The sequence below is a fragment of the Aeromonas sp. V90_14 genome (assembly GCF_029967615.1).
In the GTDB taxonomy this organism is placed as follows: Bacteria; Pseudomonadota; Gammaproteobacteria; order Enterobacterales; family Aeromonadaceae; genus Aeromonas; species Aeromonas hydrophila.
The window spans coordinates 494,221-519,237 of the sequence record NZ_JASCAS010000001.1 but is presented as its reverse complement, the minus strand read 5'-3'; the positions used below and the strand labels follow the sequence as shown (position 1 = coordinate 519,237).

Sequence of the window (25,017 nt, the reverse complement as noted above, 5' to 3'; positions counted from 1 at the left end):
TGACAACAAGGGGAGCCAGTGGCTCCCCTTTCTGTTTGGGCGTGTCAGTGGTGGACATCCCAGCGCCGGCAGATCTGGCGCAGCCGTCGTCGCAGTTGGCGCAGAGTGCGTTGGCGCTGAGCCGCCGACAAGGGGGCATAACGCCAGCGCCGGTAGAGCCAGGCGCCCTGTTGCAGCGACCGCGCGAGAGAGGGTCTGAGGCCGGCGAGGCGCTCGCACCAGCTGGCCAGACTCTCCCCCGCCAAGGGCTGCCAGCCATGGCGGGCGGCGCGCCGGCACAGGGGCTGCCATAGCCGCAGGGGCAGCGGAGCCGGGCCGCTCCAGATCAGCAGGCCGCCTACCAGGCTGGCCACCCCCAGCAGGGTGGCCAGGATCAGCCAGTGGGTATGGCCGGCCAGCACCGGCCAGCGTTGTCCCAGCTGCTGCCACAGGCTGGCGGCATCATAGTTGAGCACCCAGCGGGTCCATTGGTAGTCGAGATTAGCCCCCCACCAGCGCAACTGGTTGAGCAGGGCCCAGTTGCGATAGCGCTGCAAAGATAGGGGGTCGGCGGCGGCGAACTCGCCGCCAAGGGCCGCCGGCATTCCTCCCTCGATACGCTGGGGGGCCACTGCTGCGGTGGGATCGAGCCGCTGCCAGCGGTTCTGTTCATCCAGATACTCCACCCAGGCGTGGGCATCAAACTGATGCACCTCCAGGTAGTTGCCCCTCGGATTCCACTCGCCGCCGAGGTAGCCGGTCACCAGCCGGGCCGGGATGCCGGCCGCCCGCAGCACGAAGGCGGTGGCCGTGGCGTAGTGACCACAAAAGCCGCGCCGGCTCTCGAACAGAAAGTCATCCACCCCGTCTTGTCCCAGCCGCGGCGGCTGCAGGGTGTAGTAGAAGTCGCCCTGGCGAAACTCGCCCAGCAGGGCGGCAGCCAGCGCCTCCGGCGCCGGATGGCGGGCCTTGAGCGCCAGGGCGTGGGCCCGGGCCTTGGGGTTGCCACCGGCGGGCAACTGCAGGTTGAGGCGACGGGCAGCGTCATCGGCAGGTGGCGCCATGGCGGCCGTGCTGACCCGGTAGCTGACGCGGCCATCCCCCCGATCCTGGCGATAGAGGGTGGCGAGGGGGCTCAAGGTGACCGGGCCGCTCAACACCTCGGGGTTGGCCTGGGCCAGGGTCCAACGCAGGCGCTGGGGCTCGGCGATCACCTGATAGCTGCCGGCCGGCAACGGGGTTGCCGGGTTGGCCGCCGGCAGCATCTGCCCGGATTGGGATTGCTGCCAGCGGCGCACCTGCTCGCTGAGCAACCAGCGCCGGCCATCGAACAGCTCCTGGCGCATCACGGGAAAATAGCGCTCCTGGGGTTGGGGTGGTGCGGCGGCGAAGGTGATGCGAAAGGCGAGCTCGGAGGAGTTGACCAGCTCGCTGATGTCGCCGGGGGCCACCTCCTCCGAGAGGCCGGAGAGGGCGCGGCTGCTGCTCGGCATCTGCCAAAGAGGCGCCAGCCTTGGCAGCAGCAGAAACAGGGTGAGCAGCAGGGGGATGGCCAGCAGCAGGATGAGCCCGGCCCGGCGCCACAGTCGCTGGCCGAGGGGCTGCACCGCCGCCAGCAGGGTGGTGACCGCCAGCCAGAGCGCCCCCGTCATCGCCAGGGCCCACCCCATGCTTTGCCGCTGCACCAGCGCCAGCGCGACGAGAAAGAAGGCGAGCAGCAGCACCTGCTCCACATCCCGCTCTCGCCGCACCTCGATGAGCTTGAGGCCGTAGCCGAGCCAGAGCAGGTTGATGAGGGCCGGCAGGGTGCCGAGCTGGCGCCACTGCCAGCCAAGCAGCGCCACACCCAGCATGGCCAGCAGTGCCAGCGCGGCGGCGGGCGGCGGACGCCAGCCCCGCCACAGCATCATGGCCCGCACGCCCAGGGTGAGCAGTGAAACGGCCACCACCCAGAGTTGCAGCTGGGGCCAGAGAGCCGGGATCAGCAGTAGTTGCAGCAGGGCGAGCAGCGGCAGCAGACGCCGGTTATCGAGCAGCATCGAGGTCGGTCTCCTGCGGCGACTTCACGGTATCGACGCGGGCCAGCGCCAGCCGGCAGCGCTGCAAAAAGGCGGCGCCGCTGTCCGGCCCGAGCGTCTGGCCCGCCAGCGTCAGGCTGAAGGGAATGCCCCGCTTGGCATAGTCGTCACACCACCAGGCGAGCACCGCCAGCCGCTGCTCCATATCCCGGCCGCCGACCCGCTGCAGGCTGAGGTGGGTATTATCCTGCCCCGGCTCGCAGAACTGCTTCACCAGCAGGCCGCGTCCCTGGGCGAGCTGCTTCCAGGCGACCCGGCTGAGCGGCTCCCCGCTCTGGTGGGCCCGCAGCATGTCGAAGTCCCCCATCGAGGCCGGGGTGGGCTGCCCCCGATTGCCCGCCGCATCGGCCGTTGCCTCCCCGTGCAGGGGGCCATACTCGGGGGCCGGGGCGAGCCAGCCCTCCAGCTGCAGGTCCAGCAGTGTCCAGCAGCGAAACAGGCCGAGGGGGTAGCGGCTCTCCACCCGCAGCCTCTCCAGCGGCAGACGTCCGCGCCGGGGGCCCAGCACCGGCAGGAGCAGGGGTTGGGGCACCGCATCCACCTGCGCCAGCCAGAGCCGCCCTTCATTGAGGGAAAATTGCAGTGCCTGCAGCGGCCGTTCGCTGCGCACCGTGATGGGCATGGGCAGGGGGCTGCCCGCCTCTCCCAGCACGGCGGGCCCCCCCAGCAGAGACAACCCCAGCAAGTTGCGGTGGGTGAGCCACATGGCCACCATGAACAGGCTGCCGAGGCCGTAGGCCACCAGCAACACCAGGTTGTTCTGGTAGTTGGTGCCGAGCAGATAGATGGCCAGCATCACCAGCAGATACCAGAGGCCGAGCCGGGTGGGCAGGATGAACAGGCAGCGCCCCTGCAGGGTGATCTGGCGGGCCGGCGGGATGCGCCGGGCCAGCCAGCCTTGCTGCCACCTGGCCTTGCGCTGGCGCCAGTTCATCAGGGGTGATCCGGATCGACCCGGGCCAGCAGGCGCTGGCTCAGCGGGCAGGCTTCGCCGCGCTGCACCCCGAAGCTCCCCCTGAGCCTGTGCTCGGCCACATAGGGGAAGACCGCCTGCACATCCTCCACGCTGACGAAGCGGTGGCCCGCCACCAGCGCCCAGGCCCGGCTCACCGCCAGCAGGGTCTGGGCGGCGCGGGGCGAGAGCGGTTGCGGCAGGTCGGCGTCGAAGCGGCTCTGCTGCACCAGCGCCAGCAGATAGTCGAGGCTGGCATCGGAGAGGTGGATCTGCGCCGCCTCGGTCTGCAGGGCGGCCAGCTCGGCGGCGCTCAGCTGCCGCTCGAGGGGGGCGCTCTGGCTGGCCCCGCGCAGCAGTCGACGCTCCGCTTCCGGGGTGGGAAAACCGAGGGAGAGGCGCACCGCGAAGCGATCGAGCTGGGATTCCGGCAGGGGGTAGGTGCCCGCCTGATCCGCCGGGTTCTGGGTAGCGATGACGAAGAAGGGGGAGGGCAGCGGGTGGCTCTCTCCCTCTATGCTCACCTTGCCCTCGGCCATGGCCTCCAGCAGGGCGCTCTGCACCTTGGGGCTGGCGCGGTTGATCTCGTCCGCCAACAGTACCTGGGCGAAGACGGGGCCCGGGTGAAAGCGAAACTGCTGCTGGTGGGGATCAAAGATCTGCAGCCCCAGCAGATCGGCCGGCAGCAGATCGGCAGTGAACTGCACCCGCCGGCAGTCGAGCCCCAGTACCTGCGCCAAGGCGTGGGCCAGGGTGGTCTTGCCCATGCCGGGCAGATCCTCGATCAGCAGGTGGCCGCGGGCCAGCAGGGTCACCAGCGCTATCTTGAGCTGCAACGGCTTGCCGAGGATCACCTGCTCCAGTGCCGTCAGCAGCCGGGTTATCTGTGGTTGTGTCTGCACGTGCGCCTCCCTGTGTGATGCCGCCCCTACAGCTTATACGCCAGCCGCATGGCAAGGAGGGCAAGTCATGGATAACTCATTGAATCTGGATGATTTGGTGGGTGACTTCACACAGACTTCACCCAAGCTCATGCTCGGCACACGCAGGCCGGTTAGGCTGACAGCTCCTGAACATACTGAGATTTTTGCCATGAAACAGACCAGATCCCTGCCACTGCTGGCCCTCGGCACCCTGCTGCTTGCCCCGCTTTCCCTGGCGGCCCCCGTCGATCCGCTGAACGCTGTGGTGGATGATGCCATCCGCCCCATGCTCAAGCAGCACAGGATCCCGGGCATGGCGGTCGCCGTGCTGAAGGGGGGGCAGGCCCACTACTTCAACTATGGGCTGGCCGATATGGCGGCCGGGAAGAAGGTCAACGAGCAGACCCTGTTCGAGATTGGTTCGGTCAGCAAGACCTATACCGCCACCCTCGGCGCCTACGCCGTGGTCAAGGGGGGCATTGGGCTGGAGGACAAGGTGAGCCGGCACGCACCCTGGCTCAAGGGCTCTGCCTTCGATGGCATCACCATGGCGGAGCTCGCCACCTACAGTGCCGGCGGGCTGCCGCTGCAATTCCCCGACGAGGTGGAATCGGTCGAACAGATGCAGGCTTACTATCGCCAGTGGACGCCGGCCTATCAGCCGGGCAGCCATCGTCAGTACTCCAACCCCAGCATCGGCTTGTTCGGCTATCTGGCGGCGAGCAGCCTGCAGCAGCCGTTTGCCCAGTTGATGGCGCAGACCCTGCTGCCCGGGCTCGGCTTGCATCACACCTATCTCGATGTGCCGAAGCAGGCCATGGCGAGTTATGCCTATGGCTATTCGAAAGAGGACAAGCCCATCAGGGTCAATCCCGGCATGCTGGCCGACGAGGCCTACGGCATCAAGACCAGCTCGGCGGATCTGCTCGCCTTCGTGAAGGCCAATATCAGCGGGGTTGATGACAAGGCGTTGCAGCAGGCCATCTCCCTGACCCACCAAGGGCGCTACTCGGTCGGCGAGATGACCCAGGGGCTGGGCTGGGAGAGTTACGCCTATCCCGTCAGCGAGCAGACGCTGCTGGCGGGCAACTCCTCGGCGGTGATTTACAATGCCAACCCGGTCAAACCTGTTGCCGCGTCCCAAGAGACGGGGGTGGCGCGACTCTACAACAAGACCGGCTCGACCAACGGCTTTGGTGCCTATGTGGCCTTCGTGCCCGCCAAAGGGATCGGCATCGTCATGCTGGCCAACCGCAACTACCCCAACGAGGCCAGAGTCAGCGCGGCCCATGCCATTTTGAGCCAGCTGGCCCCCTGATCCGCCGCACTTGGCGGACGGCCCACGGGTCGCCAACACCATGTTGAAAAACGCCGGCCAGTCCGGCGTTTTTTTATGCACAGGGGTTGGTCGCGGGAAAAACAGATCCGTTTGCACCAATAAAACTAATGTGGTTTCATTAGAAAACTTCACCTATTGCAACAAGTGAAGTGTGATCGGCTATTGGTTTGCGTTAATAGCAGTGTCTTATCATGCCATCTGTCGATTTTTCGGCTTTTACAATTGTCGCGAGAGTGTCCGGTGTGCGATGACGGGGGCAAACAGCTGCCAGCCCGTTGCCAAACGCCTGCGGAATATTGTGCCGGGCATGAAGTCGCCCGATCCCCCACCTTATCGTGTCAGGAGCCATCCGGCTTATTCCCAGCCCTGCCAGCTGACCATCCACCGCTGCGAGCACAGTGGTGATCACCACAGACAGAGGTGCCCGTGCACACTTATCCGTGCGGCGGCCCCATATCACACCAATAAAAAACACCAAGACAGGTAGGTTAGCATGCGTCCATCGGCCCCGACCGGGTTGTTGCAACAGCCCAAACCCTTTTTCATGATCTTCTTCGTCGAACTCTGGGAGCGCTTCGGTTATTACGGCGTCCAGGGGATCCTGGCGGTGTTCTTCGTCCAGCAGCTGGGATTTTCACAGGAGCAGTCGTTCATCACCTTCGGTGCCTTCTCGGCGCTGGTATATGGCCTCATCTCGGTGGGTGGCTATGTGGGCGACCACGTGCTGGGCACCAAACGCACCATGGTGCTGGGGGCCATCGTGCTGGTCATCGGCTATTTCATGACCGGCATGTCCATCTACAATCCCGACCTCATCTTCTATGCACTGGGCACCATCGCGGTCGGCAACTGCCTGTTCAAGGCCAACCCCGCCAGCCTGCTCGCCAAGTGCTATGAGCGCGGCGATCCCCGGCTGGATGGGGCCTTCACCCTGTTCTACATGTCGATCAACATCGGCTCGCTCATCTCGCTGTCGCTGGCGCCGGTCATTGCCGATCACTACGGCTATACGGTGACCTACAACCTGTGCGGGGTGGGCCTGGTCATCGCGCTGCTGACCTTCTTCGCCTGTCGTCACATGGTCAGAGACATCGGCTCCGAGCCCGACCATCTGCCGCTCGATTACGGCAAGCTGCTGCTGGTCTTGCTGGGGTCGGTGGCGCTGGTCTTCTTCTGCGCCTGGCTGATGCACCACGTGGTGATCGCCAACATGGTGCTGATGACGGTGACCCTGGCCGTGGTGATCTTCTTCTTTCGCGAGGCCTTCAAGCTCGATGCGGTGGCTCGCAACAAGATGTATGTGGCCTTCGTGCTGATGTTGGAAGCCGTGGTGTTCTACGTGCTCTACGCCCAGATGCCGACCTCGCTCAACTTCTTTGCCATCAACAACATGCATCACGAGATGCTGGGGATGAGCGTCAACCCCATCAGCTTCCAGGCGCTCAACCCCTTCTGGGTGGTGGTAGGCAGCCCGGTGCTGGCGATGATCTATACCCGGCTGGGCAGCAAGGGGCGCGATCTCACCATGCCCCTCAAGTTCACCCTGGGCATGCTGTTCTGCTCCCTCGGTTTTCTCACCGCGGCAGCCTCCGGCATCTGGTTTGCCGATGCTCAGGGGCTCACCTCGCCCTGGTTCATGGTGCTCATTTATCTGTTCCAGAGTCTGGGAGAACTGATGATCAGCGCCCTGGGGCTGGCCATGGTGGCGGCATTGGTGCCGCAGCGGCTGATGGGCTTCATCCTCGGGATGTGGTTCCTGACCCAGGCGATGGCCTCTCTGCTGGGGGGCTATGTGGCGACCTTTACCGCCGTGCCGCAAGGGGTGACCGATCCGCTGCAGACTCTGCCCATCTACACGGACGTGTTTGGCAAAATTGGGCTGGTGACCCTGCTGGTGGCGGTGGTGATGGCGCTGATGGTGCCCTGGCTCAACCGCATGATGCATGCCGGCCAGGGTGAAGAAGGGGAGGATCTGCTCTCGCAACAGGCCAAGGCCTGATGCAGGCATGGGGAGGGGCAGGATTGGCCTGCCTCTCCCCCGTCTGTCAACCGTACTGCTCTTCCATCCAGGCTTCCAGAATCAGCTGGGCGGAGACCCCGTCCACGCTGCCTTTCTCCAGTGCCCGATAACCTCCCCGCTCGAACAGACGCGCCCGCGCATCCGTGGTGGTGAGCCGCTCGTCCTTGAACTCCACCTGCTTGCCGAAGCGGCCGTGCAGCCGGTTGCCGAATTTGCGGGCCCGCACCGTGATCTCCTGCTCGGTGCCGTCCATGTTGAGCGGCAGGCCGACCACCAGCAGATCCGGTTGCCACTCCTTGAGCAGCTTGTCGATGTCGTCCCAGTTGGGGATGCCGTCGTTGGCCTTGATGGCGCGCAGGGGCTGGGCTGTGCCGGTAAGCTCCTGACCGATGGCCACCCCTATGCTTTTGGTGCCGTAGTCAAAGCCCATGATACTGCGTGATGACATTGCATTGATTCCTCAAAATGCCTCGCAAAATGCGTGGCAAACGGCATCAGCTGTGGCCGATGTCGCTGGATAGATGGATGGGGTTGACCCCTATGCTGGCGGCGGCCTGCTGCCAGCGCTGATGGATCGGGGTCTTGAACACCAGATCCGGATTGGGCGGTATCACCAGCCAGGCACCGTCGACCAGCTCCTGTTCCAGCTGGCCGGCGCTCCAGCCGGCATACCCGAGCGCCACCAGCCAGTGGGCGGGGGCCTCCTCGGTGCCCAGGGTTTCCAATATATCCTTGGAAGTGGTGACCATGAGCTCATCCCCCACCTGCAGGGTGGAGTTGAAGCCCGGTCGGAAGCTGTGCAGCACGAAACCGCGGTCGGCGTGCACCGGCCCTCCCTGCAACACCGGCTGCTTGAGCTCGGGGCTGGGGGGCGGCGCCAGTTTGAGCTGGGTCAGCATGGCATCCAGCGACATGTCCACCGGGATGTTGACCACCAGCCCCATGGCACCCTCTTCGCTGTGTTCGCACAGGTAGACCAGCGAACGCTCGAAATAGGGATCGGAGAGGCTCGGCATGGCGAGCAGGAAGTGATTTTGCAGTGTTTGCATATGGGCCAAATATTGCAAAGGTATTTGGGTCAATTATGGCAGTTCGCCGAGGCGGGCAAAACCGCTTTTTACCGCTTGCGGGCCGGTTCCCCGCCGCAGCCAGGATGGAGATAACACCATGGAAGGTATTTCGATCAGACAGAAGTTGATCCTGGGCTGTGTGGTACCCCTGCTGGCACTGGTGCTGCTGGTGATCGGGGCTGTCCAGGCGATGTCCCAGCTGATGGCTGGCATGAACAGCATGTATCAGGGGGAGGTGGTGCAGCTCAAGGAGCTCAAGCAGATCGCCGATCTCTACGCGGTCAAGGTGATCGATGCGGCCAACAAGGCCAATGTGAGGGGTTTTGACCCCGCCAGATCGCGCGCGGACATGAATGCCGCCCAGCAGGAGATCAAGCGCATCTGGCAGGGCTACCGCAGCCAGCCGATGAGCCATGCCGAGCAGCGGGAAGCCGACCAGATGCAGGGGCTGTTTGCGGCGGCAGACCGGGAGATTGAGGCGGTGATGCAGATCCTGGCCGACATGCAGGGGAGCAATCAGGGTCAGCTGGCCGCCCATATCATGCCGCTCTATCGGGTGATCGACCCGGTCAGCGACGGGATCAGCGCCCTGGTGGAGTATCAGCTGAAGGAAGCCGAGAAGAACATGACCGAGCTCAACGGGCTCAGGGTGCAGCTCAACCGGTTGTTTATCTTGCTGCTGGTGGTCGGCGGCGCCTGCATCCTGTTCTTCGGGGTGTGGGCCGGGCGCAGCGTCAGCCAGCCCCTGGCCGCCATGGGCGGGATCTTGCGCGGCATGCAGAGGGATCTCGATCTGAGCAAGCTGGCACCTGTGCTGCGCAAGGACGAGATGGGCGGACTGGCTCACTCCCTCAACGACGTGATCTGCCATTTTCGCGAACTCATCACCCAGATCAACGGCATGGCGGAGCAGCTCGCCAGGGAGTCGGCCCAGCTGGCCCATATCGGCGTCGAGAGCCGCCAGCGCTTCGCCCAGCAGCAGGCCGAGACCGATCAGACCGCGACGGCCATGAACCAGATGAGCGCGACCGTGGCGGAAGTGGCCAACAGCTCCAACAACGCTGCCGATGCGGCGCGCCATGCCGACGGGAGTGCTCGGCACGGTCACCAGATAGTGGCGGACGCCATCCAGTGCATGTCGGGGCTGTCGTCCCAGATCCAGAACACCGCTGCCATGATCACCCAGCTGGCCGATGACAGCCGCAATATCAGCAGCGTGATGGATGCCATTCGCGGCATCGCCGAGCAGACCAACCTGCTGGCGCTCAACGCCGCCATCGAGGCGGCGCGGGCCGGTGATCAGGGACGGGGTTTTGCGGTGGTGGCCGACGAGGTGCGCACCCTGGCCCAGCGAACCCAGCGCTCCACCGAGGAGATTGGCAAGACCATCGTCAAGTTGCAGCTGGGGGCCACTCAGGCGGCGTCCAGCATGGAGCTGGGACTGGATCAGGTGGAGCAGTCCAACCGCACCGTGCTGGCCTGCGGTCAGGCGCTTGGCGAGATAGTCAGTTCGGTCAACGTGATCAACGAGATGAATACCCACATCGCCACGGCGGCGGAGGAGCAGAGCAAGGTGGCCGAGGATATCAGCCGCAACGTGGTCAATATCGCCCACATCGCCAGCGAGTCGACACAGGCCGCCTCCCAGTTGAACCAGAGCTGCCACGAGCTGGAACAGCTATCGAGCGAACTCAAGGTGAAGGTGGGGCAGTTCCGCTGTTGACGGGGCAGAGGTAGAAAAGAACAAAAACAGGATAGAAAAGAGGCGGCCCCGGGGCCGCCTCTGTTGTTTATCGCCTGTAGTCGTGGCTGGGGCAGCTTAAGCCTTGGCCAGCCGGCGCTCGATGGCATCCATCAGCATGCCGGTGATGTGCACGTCGAAGGCCGCTTCAATCTCGCGGATGCAGGTCGGGCTGGTGACGTTAATCTCGGTCAGCCGATCGCCGATGATGTCGAGGCCGACGAAGATGAGCCCCTTCTCTTTCAGCGTCGGGCCCACCGCGCGGGCGATGGCCCAGTCCGCTTCGCTCAGGGGACGCGCCTCGCCACGACCGCCGGCCGCCAGGTTGCCACGAGTCTCCCCTTGGGCCGGGATGCGGGCCAGACAGTAGGGCACCGGCTCACCGTCCACCACCAGCACCCGCTTGTCGCCATCCTTGATGGCGGGCAGATAGGTCTGCGCCATGCAGTACTGGCTGCCGTGCTCGGTGAGGGTCTCGATGATGACGCCGACGTTGGCATCATCCTCCTTCATGCGGAAGATGGAGGCGCCGCCCATGCCGTCCAGCGGCTTGAGGATGACGTCCTTGTGCTTGGCGTGGAAGGCACGCAACTTGTCAGCTCTACGAGTGACGAGCGTGGTCGGGGTGTGCTCGGCAAACCAGGCGGTGTAGAGCTTCTCGTTGGCGTCGCGCAGGCTCTGCGGCTTGTTGACGATGATGCAGCCTTCATCCTCGGCCCGCTCCAGCATGTAGGTGGCGTAGATGAACTCGGTGTCGAACGGGGGATCCTTGCGCATCAGGATCACGTCCAGGCTGGAGAGCGGCTGATCCACCACCTCGCCCAGCGTGTACCAGTCGGCATAGTCATATTTGACGGTGAGCGGACGCATGGTTCCGAAGGCGCGACCGGCCTCCATGTAGAGGTCTTTCATCTCCAGATAGAACAGCTCGTAGCCGCGCTTTTGCGCCTCTTCGAGCATGGCGAAGCTGGAGTCCTTCTTGATGTTGATGGCCGAGATGGGGTCCATCACGATGCCGAGTTTAATGGTCATCCGCTGTTCCTTCTGTAGAGGAGCCCGCCTTGGCAGGCTCCGGGAGTTAGGCCAGATCGCCGAAGCGGCACTGCAGCGCAGTAATCGCCGTCAGGGCGGCGGTTTCGGTGCGCAGCACCCGCGGCCCCAGCAGCATCTCTTTGAAATCTTCCTGCACGGTACGGGCGATCTCGTCGCTCGACAAGCCCCCTTCCGGGCCGATCAGCAGGCGCACGCCGTGCTCGGGAACGGGCAGGGTGTTGATGCTGTACGGAGCGCGCGGGTGCAGGTTGAGCTTGAGCTCTTTGGTTTCTTCCGCCAGCCAGGCGTCGAGCTCCATCGGCATGCGCACTTCGGGCACGGTATTGCGGCCGCACTGCTCGCAGGCGCTGATCACCACCTTCTGCCACTGCTCGCGTTTTTTCTCCAGCCGATCGGCCGGCAGCTTGACGCCGCAGCGCTCGGAGAAGAGCGGGGTGATGCAGGTGACGCCCAGCTCCACCGATTTCTGGATGGTGAAGTCCATCTTGTCGCCGCGGCTGATCACCTGACCGAGGTGGATGGCCAGCGGGGACTCTACCGAGCGGGTGTCGCAACTGTCGATGGTCACTTCCACCGACTTCTTGCCGATGTTGGCGATGGTGGCGGGATATTGATTGCCGTCGCCATTGAACAGCTCGAGCTGCTGACCCGGCTGCATGCGCAGCACCCGGCCGATGTGGTTGGCACCGTCTTCCGACAGGGCAAGGGTCTGGCCCACCTGCAGGGCGGCCGGTTCATAGATACGTGGAATGCGCATGGCTCAGTGTCAGTCTCTGGTTCAAGAAGAGGGGGTTTAAATCCCTTGTGCCCATAGATGGGGTTATCGGCACTGCTTTTCAATAAAGGGGTTGGTATTGCCCTGCAGCTTGCCGATGCGGCGGTTGCGCTCGCACTCCCAGCCGTCGGCCGGGTACTGCCTGTCCCAGGCTTCGAACAGTTTACGCTGTTGCGCCGCCAGACGCAGCCCATACTGCTGGCTCATGTAGAGGTAGGCGCGGGCGATCTGGCCCCGTACCAGCCCCTTGGGCGGCTGCACCTGGCGATTTTTGAAGTCCACCAGCATCCGGCACTGGCCGTACTGATCCGGGGTGCCGTTCCAGTCGGAGAAGCGGAAGTTGGCGCGATCGCCGTTCACCTCGCCGATGGCGGGGAAGAGGTTGTGCATGTCCCCCTCCATCTGGTTGAACTCGTCGCTCTTGCCGCAATTCTTGCGACCGCCCTGCTGCCAGCACTGCAGCTGGTGGCCGAACTCCCAGGCCGGCACCACGTGTTCCCACTCGATGCGGGCGGCGCGCTTGGGCTGCTTGCGCGGCTCATAGCCGCAGCTGGCCAGATCCGGGCTCATTTTCTTGCCCTGATAGTCAATCTTGCAGCCGCAATAGAAGGTGACCGGGTGATCCTGATAGAGGCGGTTCAGATCCTGTTTGGCGGCGCGAAAAGTCTGGGCATGCAGGGGCAGACTGACCAGCAGGGTCAGGGCGAGAGAGAGCAGGGGACGAAACATGGTGATCCTTGGCAATGAGATGGTTGGCGGAAAAAGCAGAGAGGCACCCTAGCACAGGGACGCGACACCGGCTGGCTTACTGCGACGAGCCAACCCGCTCCAGCGGCTGCTTGCAGCGGCGGCAGTGGTAGCGGGCCTCGCCGCGCACCACCTTGTTGTGGCGGCGCACCGACAGCTGATGCTGCTGGCAGAGGCAGCGATAGGGGATGGTCGGCTGCGCCAGGACCGCCAGATCGAAGCTGTGGGTGGTTCTGGGCTCAAGGCCGAACACCTCCCGCATCACCGATTGCCACTGGCGGCCGTGGGGCAGCACCCGCGATCTGCCACGCCCTTCGCCCCACAGGGCATAAACCAGCAGGTGAGCCACCTCGTGGGGCACCACCTCGGCCAGAAACGCCTGCTGGTTGGCCTGGTAGAGGGCCGGGTTGAAGCGCAGCTCCCAGGTTTGCAGCCGCGCCGATCCCGCCGCCCGACCGCGCATGTTGCAATGAACTTGCGGGCGGGGAAAGGGGCGGCCAAGGCGCGCTTCGGCCTGCACAAAACAGGCGTCGACACGGGCGAGCAACTGATCGTGCAGGGCGGGATCGAGGCGGGTGGCGGTGACGGACATCGGGTTCTCGGCAAATGGCGGACAAGCAAAAGGGGAGCCCGGCTCCCCTTTATACCACAAGCGTGACGCTTACAGACCGGCGGCGGAACGCAGCTGTTCGGCCTTGTCGGTCTGCTCCCACGGGAACTCGTTGCGACCGAAGTGACCGTAGGCGGCAGTGGCCTGGTAGATCGGGCGCTTCAGATCCAGCATCTGGATCAGGCCGTACGGACGCAGCTCGAAGTGCTCGCGTACCAGCTTGACCAGCAGATCCTCGGCAACCTTGGCAGTGCCGAAGGTTTCGACGCTGATGGAGGTCGGTTCGGCCACGCCGATGGCGTAGGAGATCTGGATTTCACAGCGATCGGCCAGACCGGCGGCGACGATGTTCTTGGCCACGTAGCGGGCGGCGTAGGCAGCGGAGCGGTCAACCTTGGACGGATCCTTGCCGGAGAAGGCGCCACCACCGTGACGGGCCATGCCGCCGTAGGTGTCGACGATGATCTTGCGACCGGTCAGACCGCAGTCACCCATCGGGCCGCCGATGACGAAACGGCCGGTCGGGTTGATGAAGTATTTGGTGTCCTTGTTGACCCACTCGGCCGGCAGTACCGGCTTGATGATCTCTTCGCGCACCGCTTCCACCAGATCCTTGTGGCTGATGGATTCGGCGTGCTGGGTAGAGAGCACCACGGCGTCCACACCGATGATCTTGCCGGCGTCGTCGTAGGCGAAGGTCAGCTGGCTCTTGGCATCCGGACGCAGCCACGGCAGGGTGCCGTTCTTGCGCACTTCAGCCTGACGCTTCACCAGCAGGTGAGAGTAGGTGATGGGGGCCGGCATCAGCACGTCGGTTTCGTTGGTGGCGTAGCCGAACATCAGGCCCTGGTCGCCCGCGCCCTGTTCCAGCGGATCGCTGCGGTCAACGCCCTGGTTGATGTCCGGGGACTGCTTGCCGATGGCGTTCAGCACGGCGCAGGAGTCGGCATCGAAGCCCATGTCGGAGTGGGTGTAGCCGATGTCGCGCACGGTGTCGCGCACGATCTGCTCGATGTCTACCCAGGCGGTGGTGGTTACTTCACCGGCCACCATGACCATGCCGGTCTTGACCAGGGTCTCGCAGGCGACACGGGCCTTGGTGTCTTGCTTGAGGATGGCGTCCAGCACCGCATCGGAGATCTGGTCCGCAATCTTGTCGGGATGGCCTTCGGAGACCGACTCGGAAGTAAACAGCTTTGCCATGATGGGATTCTCAGCTTGTCTGGGGTTATCGCCGCAGCAATAACCGGGTGATGATAGGATGATTGTAGAGGTATCTACATCTGGACGTCTATTTTAGTTAGCGCCCCCCTCGATTGCCAGCACTATTTTGGTTTTACCGCCCCCTGGCCGAACAAGATCCGCGCTTTACCCCATTTGGGGTGTAAAGCGGTTACGGCTCAATCGTTTGCCCTGTCAAGAAAAGCGATTGAGCTCCCAAAGCCACTTTATTCGCCCAGATAATATTTGCACGCCGCGCCCCCTGCTGGGACAATAACGCGCCTTAATCTTGGCCATCAAATGAAGCAATCGCAGGAGATACAGATGCCTTCTCGTAAAGAGCTTGCCAATGCCATTCGTGCATTGAGTATGGATGCCGTTCAAAAAGCCAACTCCGGTCACCCGGGCGCCCCCATGGGAATGGCGGATATCGCCGAAGTGTTGTGGCGCAGCCACCTCAAACATAACCCGAACAACCCCAAGTGGGCCGACCGCGACCGTTTCATTCTCTCCAACGGCCACGGCTCCATGCTGCTGTACTCCCTGCTGCACCTCTCCGGTTATGACCTCTCCATCGACGATCTGAAAAACTTCCGCCAGCTGCACTCTCGCACCCCGGGTCACCCGGAGTACGGTTACGCGCCGGGCGTTGAAACCACTACCGGTCCGCTGGGTCAGGGCATCACCAATGCCGTCGGCATGGCGATCGCCGAGAAGGCCATGGCCGAGCAGTTCAATCAGCCGGGTCACGACATCGTTGACCACTACACCTACGCCTTCATGGGCGACGGCTGCCTGATGGAAGGTATCTCCCACGAAGCCTGCTCCCTGGCCGGTACCCTGCAACTGGGCAAACTGATCGCGTTCTGGGATGACAACGGCATCTCCATCGACGGTCACGTGGAAGGCTGGTTCACCGACGACACCGTCAAGCGCTTCGAAGCCTACGGCTGGCACGTGATTGCCGCCGTTGACGGCCACAGCCCGGAAGCGATCAACGCTGCCATCGAAGCCGCCAAGGCCGAGACCGGCAAGCCGACCCTGATTTGCTGCCGCACCATCATCGGTTACGGTTCCCCGAACAAGTCCGGTTCCCACGATTGCCACGGCTCACCGCTGGGCAACGACGAGATCGCCGCCGCCCGTGCCTTCCTGAAGTGGGACCACGCGCCGTTCGTGATCCCGTCCGACATCGCTGCCGAGTGGAACGGTCAGGAGAAGGGCGCCAAACTGGAAGCCGACTGGGCTGCCAAGTTTGCCGCCTATGAAGCCGCTCACCCGACCCTGGCAGCCGAATTCAAGCGCCGTACCGCTGGCGAGCTGCCGGCCAACTGGGCCGCTGAATCCGCCAAGATCATCGAAACCCTGCAAGCCAACCCGGCCAAGATCGCGACCCGCAAAGCGTCCCAGAACTCGCTGGAAGCCTTCGGCAAGCTGCTGCCGGAGTTCATGGGTGGCTCTGCCGACCTGGCGCCGTCCAACCTGACCATGTGGTCCGGTTCCAAGTCCCTGACCAACGACGATGCCTCCGGCAACTACATCCACTACGGTGTACGCGAGTTCGGCATGTCCGCCATCATGAACGGTATCGCCCTGCACGGTGGTTTCATCCCCTACGGCGCCACCTTCCTGATGTTCATGGAATACGCCCGCAACGCCCTGCGCATGGCCGCCCTGATGAAGCAGCGCGCCATCTTCGTTTACACCCACGACTCCATCGGTCTGGGTGAAGATGGCCCGACTCACCAGCCGGTCGAGCAGATCGCTTCCCTGCGTCTGACCCCGAACATGAGCACCTGGCGCCCGTGTGACCAGGTTGAATCCGCCATCGCCTGGAAGCACGCCATCGAGCGTACCGACGGCCCGACTGCGCTGATCTTCTCTCGTCAGAACCTGGCCCAGATGGACCGCAGCGCCCAGCAACTGGCCGATACCGCCAAGGGTGGTTACGTGCTGAAGGATTGCGCTGGCAAGCCTGAGCTGATCCTGATCGCCACCGGTTCCGAAGTGGAACTGGCCGTTGCCGCCTATGAGCAGCTGACTGCCAAGGGCCGTGCCGTGCGCGTGGTCTCCATGCCGGCCACCGACGTGTTCGACGCCCAGTCTGCCGAGTACAAAGAGTCCGTCCTGCCGGCCTCCGTCACCAAGCGTGTGGCCATCGAAGCCGGCATCGCCGACTACTGGTACAAGTACGTGGGCTTCGGCGGCAAGATCATCGGTATGACCACCTTCGGTGAGTCTGCACCTGCCGAGCTGCTGTTCAAGGAATTCGGCTTTACCGTGGAAAACGTGGTTGCGACCGCAGAGTCCCTGTAACAGCCCCTGTAATCGCTGAATATTGGGTCAAGCTGACTCAATAGCCGGAACGGTAAAACGCCCTCCATCGCAAGATGGGGGGCGTTTTTTATGGCTGCTTGGGTATGACGAAATAGCGTGTGAGCCGATACGGGAGGTATTCAGATCGATTACTTGATCAATCTCGCTTTTTCTTTTGAATTTGCTTTCAAGTTTGGCGTCATACGATACCATGTCGGGCGGCTTACCCCCGTCATTACAAGGCATAAACCAATATTCGGTAGCGTTCATTGAACAAGCCTGGTTGGCAACGTTCGGGCTATTTGATGGTTGCTGGCTGCTTGGTGTCATGCAGCAGGGTTGTCGGGATGGCGGTCAGTTTTTCATGAAGAGTTCTTGATTATAAAAATGTCATGTGACGTATATCTGAAATGGAGTTTCCCATGTCTTGTTCCATTGTCATCAATCAGTCAGCACAGAAACTACAAGTCAATAAGGACAGCTACGATCTGGGAAGAATATCGAACGTACAGGTTCGGGTCCTTTCCTGGAAAGACAAAATACTCAATATGATTATGTTGGGGGCCATTGCTTCCAGTTTACTTTTCATATTCGTGCCAACGGATGCACAAGGTCAGGTTATTACGTGGATTCTTCCTGCTATTGCATTTTTGATTGGTGCATGTCTGGCACTGGTGATAAGTACCAAGTATGAGTTTCGGTTGGAGTTCAGGCATTCTGATGAGGTAGGAGTGCAATGGTTCACGGCTGCCAAGAGTCGAGCCGAGGGTGACTTTACATTGTTCAAACAGTGGGAAGCTGAACTAAAGCACCATATTCGATAGCCTGTTATTGGCCCGTAGGTTCGATTAGCGAAGCGTCATCGAACGTTCGCGTATCTGCGTCGATGCCATAAAAATAATATCCTTCCCGTTACCAAACAAGAGACCGGCATATAGCCGGTCTCTTTTTATTATTCAGGGCATGTCTTACATCTGCGGCGGGGTGCTTTCCGCATTGGACATCACCGCATCAATCTGCACCAGGGAGCCGGCGGGCAGCTCGCTCACGCCAATCACGGTGCGGGCCGGCAGGTAGGCCTGGAAGTATTTGGTGTAAATGGCATCCACATCTGCCAGATCCGCGATGTTCTTCACCTGGATATTGACCTTGACGATATCGTCCATCACGTGGCCGATGCTCTCGACGATGGTCTTGATATGGCCGAGGCACTGGGCGGTCTGCTCCTTGACACAACCGGTCAGGATCTTGCCGGTGGCCAGATCAACCGGCAGCTGGCCGGCGATGTGGTTGTAGTGGGAGAAGGCGACGGTCTGGGTGTGCAGCGGGCTGCGCGGTGCCTTGTCGGTATTGCGGGCGCTGATCACCAGATTGTGTCTGTCTTCCACCAGTTGTGGCGGGGTGCCGTCACCGTGGGAGATGACCGCATCCATCTGCACCCGGGCGCCGAGCGGCAGGGCGGAGGCCACGATCACGCTGCGCGCCGGCAGGTAGGCGACGGCACGGGCAATGGCGGAGTCCGGGAAGAAGGTGGTGTAGACCTCGTTGACGGCGTCCAGATCGGCCAGGCTGGTCAGATAGACGGTGACCTTGACGATATCGTCAAACGGCACATCGATGCTCTCCAGCACGTGCTTGATGTTGCGCAGGCACTGGCCAGCCTGCTGCTGGATGCCCCCGGCGACCAGCTGGCCCGACGCGGCATCGACCGGCAGCTGGGCACCGATATTGTTGTAGTGGGAGAAGGCGACGGTATGGGTCGAGAGCGGATCCTGCGGCGCCTTGTCGCTGTTGCGGGAGAGCTTCAGCAAGGGGCAGGGAGCCTGCGGGAAGGTGCCTTCACCGTTGGAGATGAGCGCGTCCATCTGCACGGCGGCGCCGAGCGGCAGACCGGCCACCGCCAGCACGGTGCGGGTCGGCAGCAGGTGGGGGAAGAACTCGCCATAGACGGCGTTGACCGCGTCGAGATCGGCAATCTCTTTGAGAAATACCGTGATTTTGACCACGTCATCCATCACATGATCGATGCTCTCGACGATGGCCTTGATATTGGTGAGGCACTGTCTGGCCTGCGCCTTGATATCCCCTGCGACCAGCGCGCCCGTTTTCGGGTCGACCGGCAGCTGGGCGGAGATATTGTTGTAGTGGGAGAACGCCACGCTCTGGGTGCTGGGGCTCAGATCCTGCGGTGCATTGGCGGTATTTCTGGCTGACTTGATGATGGTACCACTCATGGCGATACTCCTTTTTCGTTTTTGATGTAGGGTCAGGCCGCGTTGCTCTTCCCTGGCCAATGTGCCACGCAGGGCGATACCCATGATGGCGGCAACAGTTGCCCGTTCCCGCCGCAGGGCGACGGGGGCAGGGGACCATGGTCATCACTGTGTAAAGCCTTGTGCCGGTGCCGCCGGCGCGTGCAAACGGATAAGGGAGAAATAAATCGGCTTGATGATTCAGACGGGAGGATTCTAGGGGGCGTTCGCCAGCGGATGCAAACCGGGATCCGGTTTCTATGAGGTGGCTCAACAGAGTGAAATATATTCACTTTGCTATTCAATGCATGACCAGAATGGCCAGTAAAGGTGATGGGGCTCCCACTTTTTGCCATGCAGACGGCTGATGGCACCTTTATTAGCGTCGATTCAGGTTACCAGCTGTAAATCCCAGGTTAATGATTCTGACCAACTTGCAGGATATTATCCCGGTTTTGCATAGCTATTTATTTTTCGGCCTGGTGAAGGGCTTTTCATAAGGCCAAAAATATGCCTGAAGTGAGCCGCAAGAGAGCCATTGAAATAACATTCAGCCCATCTGCATGGCAATAAGCTGAGGTGGCAAGAGCGGATGGAAATGAGGGGCGCTGTTCACTACCGGATACGGCAACCAGGCGGGCAGGATGGAACCCTGCATATGCCATATATTTTCAGCGTTGCGAACAGGGCCTGGCTGCGTGGGCGCCGTGCGTCAGTGCCCTGTCTGAGGGAAGGGCGCTGCTCATTTACCCGGCCCCTGGCAGCCAATACTGTGTGAGCGAGTCAACCCATGATGGAGAGAGTCCCATGACCGAGAAGCTGATTGACGACAAGCAACCGACCCCGGATCCGGCGGAGCAGAATGCTTTTTTCCCTTCCCCCTATTCATTGAGCCAGTTCACTTCGCGCAAGTCGGATCTGGCGGGGGCCGATTATCCCGCCCCCTATCTGGGCGGTCGCTGGAAGATCCTGCTGATCGGGGCCGATGAGCGCTATCTGCCTACCGACAACGGCACCCTGTTCTCTACCGGCAACCACCCGGTGGAAACCCTGCTGCCCATGTATCACCTCGACAAGGCGGGCTTTGCCTTTGAGGTGGCCACCCTGTCGGGCAATCCGGTCAAGTTCGAGTGGTGGGCCATGCCGACGGAGGATGAGGCGGTGGTGGGGCTCTATGGCAAATACCAGGGGCAGTTCCGCCAGCCCGCCAAACTGGCGGATCTGCTGGCCCAGGTGCAGGCCCCCGATTCGGACTACCTCGGCGTGTTCATTCCCGGCGGGCACGGCGCCCTGATGGGGTTGCCCGAGAGCGCCGAGGTCAAGGCGCTGCTGGAGTGGGCGATGGCCCACGAGCGTTTCATCATCACCCTCTGCCACGGGCCGGCGGCCTTGCTGGCGGTAGCCAATCCGCACACCTTTGCCGGCTACCGGATCTGCGCCTTCCCCGATGCGCTGGATGAGCAGACGCCGGCGATTGGCTACATGCCGGGCCGGCTCACCTGGAAGTTTGGTGAGCGGCTCAAGGGGATGGGGTTTGAAATCGTCAACAGCGGCATCTCGGGGGAGGTGTGCCGGGATCGCAATCTGCTGACCGGTGACAGCCCGCTGGCCGGCAATCCGCTCGGCAAGCTGGCCGCCACTACCCTGCTGGAGGCGGTGAGCCACCAATAGTGTCACGTCCCTCGCAAGAGGGGCTGGCAGCGCAGAACAGGCAGGAAATCAGGCAAGAAATAAAACAGCAGGGCCGTCGCGTGACGGCCCTGCTTTATTGGGTCTGGACCAGGCTTGGTTTCAGGCCTGGCTCAGGCGGGATAGAGGGCACCCAGCACGGCGGGGCGGCTGGCACCGGTGACGGCCGGCAGATTGCCGGGTTGGCGGTGGATAAAGCGCTGCGCCAGCCAGGCAAAGGCCGCGCCTTCCATCCAGTCGGGAGCGATCCCCAGCTCGGCCGTGTTGGCGATGCGCCAGCCGGGCAGCAGGCTGGCCAGCTCCGCCAGCAGCGGAGCGTTATGGGCGCCGCCGCCGCAGACATAGAGCTCGGGCCGGCTCTGCGCATCCGCCAGTGTGGGCAGCTGGCGGGCGATGCTGTGGCAGGTAAGCGCCTGCAGGGTGCGCTGCACATCCGCCGGGGCATGGGCGTGGCCGGCCAGCTCGCCATCGAGCCAGTCGAGGGTGAACATCTCGCGCCCGGTGCTCTTGGGGTGGGGGGCGGCAAAGTAGGGGTGAGCCAGCAGTTGCTCCAGCAGTGCAGGGATAAGCTGGCCGCTGGCCGCCCACTGGCCGCCGGCATCGTAGCCGGTCCCCTGGGGGTGATGGCGGCGATACCAGCCGTCGAGCAGGGTGTTGGCCGGGCCGGTATCAAAGCCATAGACGCCGTCTGCCTGGCCCGGCAGCACCGAGATATTGGCGATGCCGCCGAGGTTCAATACCACCCGCAGGGCGCCGGGGCGGGCAAAGAAGGCCTGATGGAAGGCGGGCACCAGTGGCGCCCCCTGACCGCCGAGGGCCATGTCCATGGTGCGAAAATCGGCCACCACATCGATGCCGGTCAGCGCCGCCAGCAGGGCCGCGTTGCCGATCTGCAGGGTAAAGCCGAGCTGGGGGCGGTGGCGGATGGTCTGGCCGTGGCTGCCGAGGGCGCGAATATCTTTGGGAGTCAGCCCCGCCTTGGCCAGCAGGGCGTGGGTGGCGGCGGCAAACTCGCGGGCGACCAGGTTGTCGGCGACCCCCATGCGGTCGATCTCGTTGTCGCTCGGGGTGCAGAGCGCATGCAGCTCGTGGGCGGTCTCCGCTGGCCAGGGGTGGCACAGCGCCGCCTCTACTCGAAGCGCTTCCCTATCCATCGTCACCAGCACGGCGTCGATACCATCCATGCTGGTACCGGACATCAAGCCTATATAGCGTTCAGTCATGGGGCTTCCTTACTTGCAGCGCGGGAAAACGTACGTGAGAGAGGGAGCGGCCTCGATCCCATGCCGTATTCTGGTACCGGACATCAGGCCTATATAGCGTTCAGTCATGGGGCTTCCTTACTTGCAGAGCGGGAAAACGCACGTGAGAGAAAACGCACGTGAGAGAGGGAGCGGCCTCGATCCCATGCCGTATTCTGGTACCGGACATCAGGCCTATATAGCGTTCAGTCATGGGGCTTCCTTACTTGCAGAGCGGGAAAACGCACGTGAGAGAAAACGCACGTGAGAGAGGGAGCGGCCTCGATCCCATGCCGTATTCTGGTGCCCGACATCAAGCCGATATAACGCTCGCTCATGACTGCTCCTTGTGGGTCTCTGGCATGGTGGCTCAGCTGCCGCCGTTGGCCCGCTTGTTCTGGGCCAGCTGCAGCTCCGGGCTGTCCAGCTTGGCCAGCTGGGGCATGGCCTGGGCCTTGAAGCTGGCCAGCGCCCGTCCGCTGAGAGACTCCGCCTGGGGCAGGTTGAGGGTGCGCGGGTTCTTGTGCACGCCGCCCACCACGAACTCATAGTGCAGGTGTGGGCCGGTGACCCGGCCGGTGCCGCCGAGCAGGCCGATGGTCTGGCCCTGCTTGACTCGCTGCCCCTTGTTGACGGTGCGCTTGGAGAGGTGCAGGTACTTGGTCACGTAGTTGCCAGCGTGCTTGATAAAGACGTAGTTGCCGTTGAACTGGTTGTAGCCGGCGGCCACCACGCTGCCTGAGCCCGCCGCCATGATGGGGGTGCCCACCGGCGCCACGTAGTCGATGCCGTTGTGGGGGCGCACCTTGCCGGTGACCGGGTGCAGCCGGCGCGGATTGAAGTTGGAGCTGATGTATTTGAAGTTGACCGGTGCGCGCAGGAAGCTCTTGCGCATCGCCTTGCCATCCGGGGTGTAGTAGTTGCCATCCTCGTTCAGCACGGCGCGATAGGTGGCACCCTGGTTGACGAACTCGGCGGCCAGGATGTCGCCGGAGGCAACCCGCTCGTCATCCTGGTACTTCTCTTCGTAGACCACCCGGAAGCTGTCGCCCGGCTGCAAGTCCTGGGCGAAGTCGATGTCCCAGCCGAAGATGGCGGCCAAGTCCATGATCTGATCCTCGGTCATGCCGGCGTCGACGGCGGCACCCCAGAAGCTGGAGCGGATCTCGCCCTTGGCCACCTGTTCGCGGGTGTCGAGTTCGAGCTTGACCGGTCTGGCCACGAAGCTGTCGGCCTTGCGGCTCACTTTCAGCGCCTGCTCCAGGCTGTGGGGGTAGTAGAGGCTATGCAGCTCGCCGCCCTTGGTGAGCTTGAAGGTGAGCTCCTGGCCCGGCTTGAGCAGGCGCAGGGTATCCGTGCCCTCGAGCTGGTCGATGAGGTGCAGATCCGTGGTGCTGAGGCCGAGGCGCTGGAAGATGACCCCCATGTTGTCGCCGCTGCGTACCTTCACCTGCTTGGTGATGTAGCTCGGCTTGGGCGGGGCGACGGGCTTGGCTTCGGTCAGCAGCGCCTCCTCGTCGACCTGCTGCTCGATGGCCAGCTCGTTGCCGTTGTCATCGACCCGGGTGGCGACCGCCTGTTCGCTGGGCCAGGCCGCCAGCATCATCACCATGATGCTCAGGATCAGCACCATCTTGCGGTGCCAGTGAGGGAGAGAGTTGAAGGCGTGCCAAATGACCATGAGAAGCAGACGAAGTTGAGCCGGGAAGAATGTCGGAGTTTACCGCCTTTCCAATTGGCCCGCCATTCCAGTAATATGTCTGGCCCTGTGGAATCGTGATTGGAGAGTCAAAAAATGTCCCAGCTCGAGGTGGCGCTAGCCGAGATCAAGCGCGGAGCGGAAGAAATTCTGGTGGAAGAAGAACTGGTCGCCAAGTTGAAGGAAGGGCGCCCGCTGCGCATCAAGTTGGGGATGGACCCGACGGCTCCCGACATTCATCTGGGTCATACCGTGATCCTCAACAAGCTGAAGACCTTCCAGGATCTGGGCCATGAAGTGATCCTGCTGATCGGTGACTTCACTGCCATGGTGGGTGACCCCTCCGGCAAGAACGCCACCCGTCCGCCGCTCTCCGAAGAGGCCATCAAGCACAACGCCCTCACCTATGCCGAGCAGGCATTCAAGATCCTCGATCCCGCCAAGACCCGCATCGAGTACAACTCGACCTGGCTGAGCGAGCTGGGTGCGACCGGCATGATCAAGCTGGCGGCCAAGCAGACCGTGGCCCGCATGATGGAGCGCGACGACTTCAAGAAGCGCTACAGCAACGGCCAGTCCATCGCCATTCACGAATTCCTCTATCCGCTGCTGCAAGGCTATGACTCGGTCGCGCTGAAGGCGGACGTCGAGCTGGGCGGTACCGACCAGAAGTTCAACCTGCTGATGGGTCGCGAGCTGCAAAAAGATGCCGGCATGGCGACCCAGTGCGTGCTGATGATGCCGCTGCTGGTGGGTCTCGACGGCGTCAAGAAGATGTCCAAGTCCGCTGCCAACTACATCGGCGTGCACGATGCCCCGGGCGAGATGTTCGGCAAGATCATGTCCATCACCGACGATCTGATGTGGAACTACTACGAGCTGCTCTCCTTCCGTCCGCTGGCTGAAATTGAAGAGTTCAAGGCGGGCATCGCCGCCGGCACTCTCAACCCGCGCGACGTGAAGATCTGGCTGGCCAAAGAGATCATCGCCCGCTATCACGACGAAGCGGCGGCCGAAGCGGCCCATGAAGATTTCACCCAGCGCTTCTCCAAGAACGCCATTCCGGACGAAATGCCGGAAGTCGAGCTGGCACTGGAAGGCGAAGGGCTGGCGATTGCCAACCTGCTCAAAGATGCCGATCTGGTGGCCACCACCTCCGAAGCGCTGCGGATGATCAAGCAGGGCGCGGTCAAGGTTGACGGCGAGAAGCTGGACGATGGCAAGGCACTCATCGGTGCCGGTACCGCCGTCTACCAGGTCGGCAAGCGCAAGTTTGCCCGGGTGACCGTCAAGTAAGTCGCCACCTTTGGCG

General features: G+C 62.7%; 20 protein-coding genes. 7 read left to right on the top strand and 13 right to left on the bottom strand.

Annotation, left to right across the window (positions count from 1 at the left end):
- Positions 1 to 44: 44 nt before the first annotated feature.
- Genes QLG02_RS02205 through QLG02_RS02195 form a run of 3 tightly spaced genes read right to left on the bottom strand, consistent with a single transcriptional unit; the run spans position 45 to position 3,911 of the window.
- Positions 45 to 2,018 carry a DUF3488 and transglutaminase-like domain-containing protein gene (locus QLG02_RS02205; RefSeq protein WP_282464399.1) on the bottom strand — a complete coding sequence of 658 codons (1,974 nt, stop codon included), beginning with the start codon at positions 2,016 to 2,018 and terminating at the stop codon, positions 45 to 47.
- The gene (locus QLG02_RS02200; RefSeq protein WP_282464398.1) at positions 2,005 to 2,991 is read right to left on the bottom strand and encodes a DUF58 domain-containing protein; all 987 of its coding nucleotides are present in this window, start codon (positions 2,989 to 2,991) and stop codon (positions 2,005 to 2,007) included. Before QLG02_RS02200 ends, QLG02_RS02205 begins: the two co-directional genes overlap by 14 nt.
- A complete protein-coding gene (locus QLG02_RS02195; RefSeq protein WP_282464397.1) occupies positions 2,991 to 3,911 on the bottom strand; it encodes a MoxR family ATPase in 921 nt (306 codons plus the stop codon). Before QLG02_RS02195 ends, QLG02_RS02200 begins: the two co-directional genes overlap by 1 nt.
- A 190-nt stretch (positions 3,912 to 4,101) precedes the next feature.
- On the opposite strand from QLG02_RS02195, the gene ampC reads away from it, so the two are divergent.
- Positions 4,102 to 5,250 carry an FOX/MOX family class C beta-lactamase gene (gene ampC, locus QLG02_RS02190; protein WP_282464396.1) on the top strand — a complete coding sequence of 383 codons (1,149 nt, stop codon included), beginning with the start codon at positions 4,102 to 4,104 and terminating at the stop codon, positions 5,248 to 5,250.
- Between the two features lie 514 nt (positions 5,251 to 5,764).
- The gene (dtpB, locus tag QLG02_RS02185; RefSeq protein ID WP_011706918.1) at positions 5,765 to 7,270 is read left to right on the top strand and encodes a dipeptide/tripeptide permease DtpB; all 1,506 of its coding nucleotides are present in this window, start codon (positions 5,765 to 5,767) and stop codon (positions 7,268 to 7,270) included.
- 46 nt (positions 7,271 to 7,316) lie between these two features.
- Here the strand turns inward: dtpB and ruvX are convergent, their stop codons facing one another.
- Together ruvX and QLG02_RS02175 are read right to left on the bottom strand one after the other, a co-directional pair.
- Complete coding sequence (ruvX, locus tag QLG02_RS02180) at positions 7,317 to 7,739, bottom strand: Holliday junction resolvase RuvX (protein ID WP_011706917.1); 423 nt, start codon at positions 7,737 to 7,739, stop codon at positions 7,317 to 7,319.
- Between the two features lie 46 nt (positions 7,740 to 7,785).
- On the bottom strand, positions 7,786 to 8,340 hold the full coding sequence (locus QLG02_RS02175; RefSeq protein WP_016351591.1) for a YqgE/AlgH family protein: 555 nt from the start codon (positions 8,338 to 8,340) through the stop codon (positions 7,786 to 7,788).
- A gap of 118 nt (positions 8,341 to 8,458) precedes the next feature.
- Between QLG02_RS02175 and QLG02_RS02170 the strand changes: the two genes are divergently transcribed.
- Positions 8,459 to 10,084, top strand: a complete 1,626-nt coding sequence (locus QLG02_RS02170; protein WP_282464395.1) for a methyl-accepting chemotaxis protein — start codon at positions 8,459 to 8,461, stop codon at positions 10,082 to 10,084.
- Positions 10,085 to 10,180: 96 nt separating this feature from the next.
- Here the strand turns inward: QLG02_RS02170 and gshB are convergent, their stop codons facing one another.
- The 5 genes from gshB to metK all read right to left on the bottom strand — a co-directional run bounded on the left by gshB (position 10,181) and on the right by metK (position 14,490).
- On the bottom strand, positions 10,181 to 11,134 hold the full coding sequence (gshB, locus tag QLG02_RS02165) for a glutathione synthase (protein WP_282464394.1): 954 nt from the start codon (positions 11,132 to 11,134) through the stop codon (positions 10,181 to 10,183).
- A gap of 46 nt (positions 11,135 to 11,180) precedes the next feature.
- The gene (gene rsmE, locus QLG02_RS02160; RefSeq protein ID WP_282464393.1) at positions 11,181 to 11,912 is read right to left on the bottom strand and encodes a 16S rRNA (uracil(1498)-N(3))-methyltransferase; all 732 of its coding nucleotides are present in this window, start codon (positions 11,910 to 11,912) and stop codon (positions 11,181 to 11,183) included.
- 63 nt (positions 11,913 to 11,975) lie between these two features.
- Positions 11,976 to 12,659, bottom strand: coding sequence for an endonuclease (locus tag QLG02_RS02155; protein ID WP_016351587.1), 684 nt, complete (start codon positions 12,657 to 12,659; stop codon positions 11,976 to 11,978).
- Between the two features lie 76 nt (positions 12,660 to 12,735).
- On the bottom strand, positions 12,736 to 13,269 hold the full coding sequence (locus QLG02_RS02150) for a SprT family zinc-dependent metalloprotease (RefSeq protein WP_060390008.1): 534 nt from the start codon (positions 13,267 to 13,269) through the stop codon (positions 12,736 to 12,738).
- 69 nt (positions 13,270 to 13,338) lie between these two features.
- A complete protein-coding gene (gene metK, locus QLG02_RS02145; protein ID WP_043160024.1) occupies positions 13,339 to 14,490 on the bottom strand; it encodes a methionine adenosyltransferase in 1,152 nt (383 codons plus the stop codon).
- 342 nt (positions 14,491 to 14,832) lie between these two features.
- Between metK and tkt the strand changes: the two genes are divergently transcribed.
- Positions 14,833 to 16,824, top strand: a complete 1,992-nt coding sequence (gene tkt / locus QLG02_RS02140) for a transketolase (RefSeq protein WP_016351585.1) — start codon at positions 14,833 to 14,835, stop codon at positions 16,822 to 16,824.
- A 422-nt stretch (positions 16,825 to 17,246) separates the two neighbouring features.
- The gene (locus QLG02_RS02135) at positions 17,247 to 17,648 is read left to right on the top strand and encodes a hypothetical protein (protein WP_024945982.1); all 402 of its coding nucleotides are present in this window, start codon (positions 17,247 to 17,249) and stop codon (positions 17,646 to 17,648) included.
- A 144-nt stretch (positions 17,649 to 17,792) separates the two neighbouring features.
- On the opposite strand, the gene QLG02_RS02130 is transcribed toward QLG02_RS02135, so the two are convergent.
- Positions 17,793 to 19,058, bottom strand: a complete 1,266-nt coding sequence (locus QLG02_RS02130; RefSeq protein ID WP_282464392.1) for a RidA family protein — start codon at positions 19,056 to 19,058, stop codon at positions 17,793 to 17,795.
- Between the two features lie 825 nt (positions 19,059 to 19,883).
- Here QLG02_RS02130 and hchA point away from each other — a divergent pair.
- Complete coding sequence (gene hchA / locus QLG02_RS02125; protein ID WP_282464391.1) at positions 19,884 to 20,747, top strand: glyoxalase III HchA; 864 nt, start codon at positions 19,884 to 19,886, stop codon at positions 20,745 to 20,747.
- A 131-nt stretch (positions 20,748 to 20,878) separates the two neighbouring features.
- On the opposite strand, the gene QLG02_RS02120 is transcribed toward hchA, so the two are convergent.
- Both QLG02_RS02120 and QLG02_RS02115 read right to left on the bottom strand, forming a co-directional pair.
- The gene (locus QLG02_RS02120) at positions 20,879 to 21,988 is read right to left on the bottom strand and encodes an anhydro-N-acetylmuramic acid kinase (RefSeq protein ID WP_282464390.1); all 1,110 of its coding nucleotides are present in this window, start codon (positions 21,986 to 21,988) and stop codon (positions 20,879 to 20,881) included.
- Between the two features lie 388 nt (positions 21,989 to 22,376).
- Positions 22,377 to 23,687: a peptidoglycan DD-metalloendopeptidase family protein gene (locus QLG02_RS02115; RefSeq protein WP_282464389.1), complete on the bottom strand. Its 1,311-nt coding sequence runs from the start codon at positions 23,685 to 23,687 to the stop codon at positions 22,377 to 22,379.
- A gap of 114 nt (positions 23,688 to 23,801) precedes the next feature.
- Between QLG02_RS02115 and tyrS the strand changes: the two genes are divergently transcribed.
- A complete protein-coding gene (tyrS, locus tag QLG02_RS02110) occupies positions 23,802 to 25,001 on the top strand; it encodes a tyrosine--tRNA ligase (RefSeq protein ID WP_005303305.1) in 1,200 nt (399 codons plus the stop codon).
- Positions 25,002 to 25,017 lie beyond the last annotated feature (16 nt).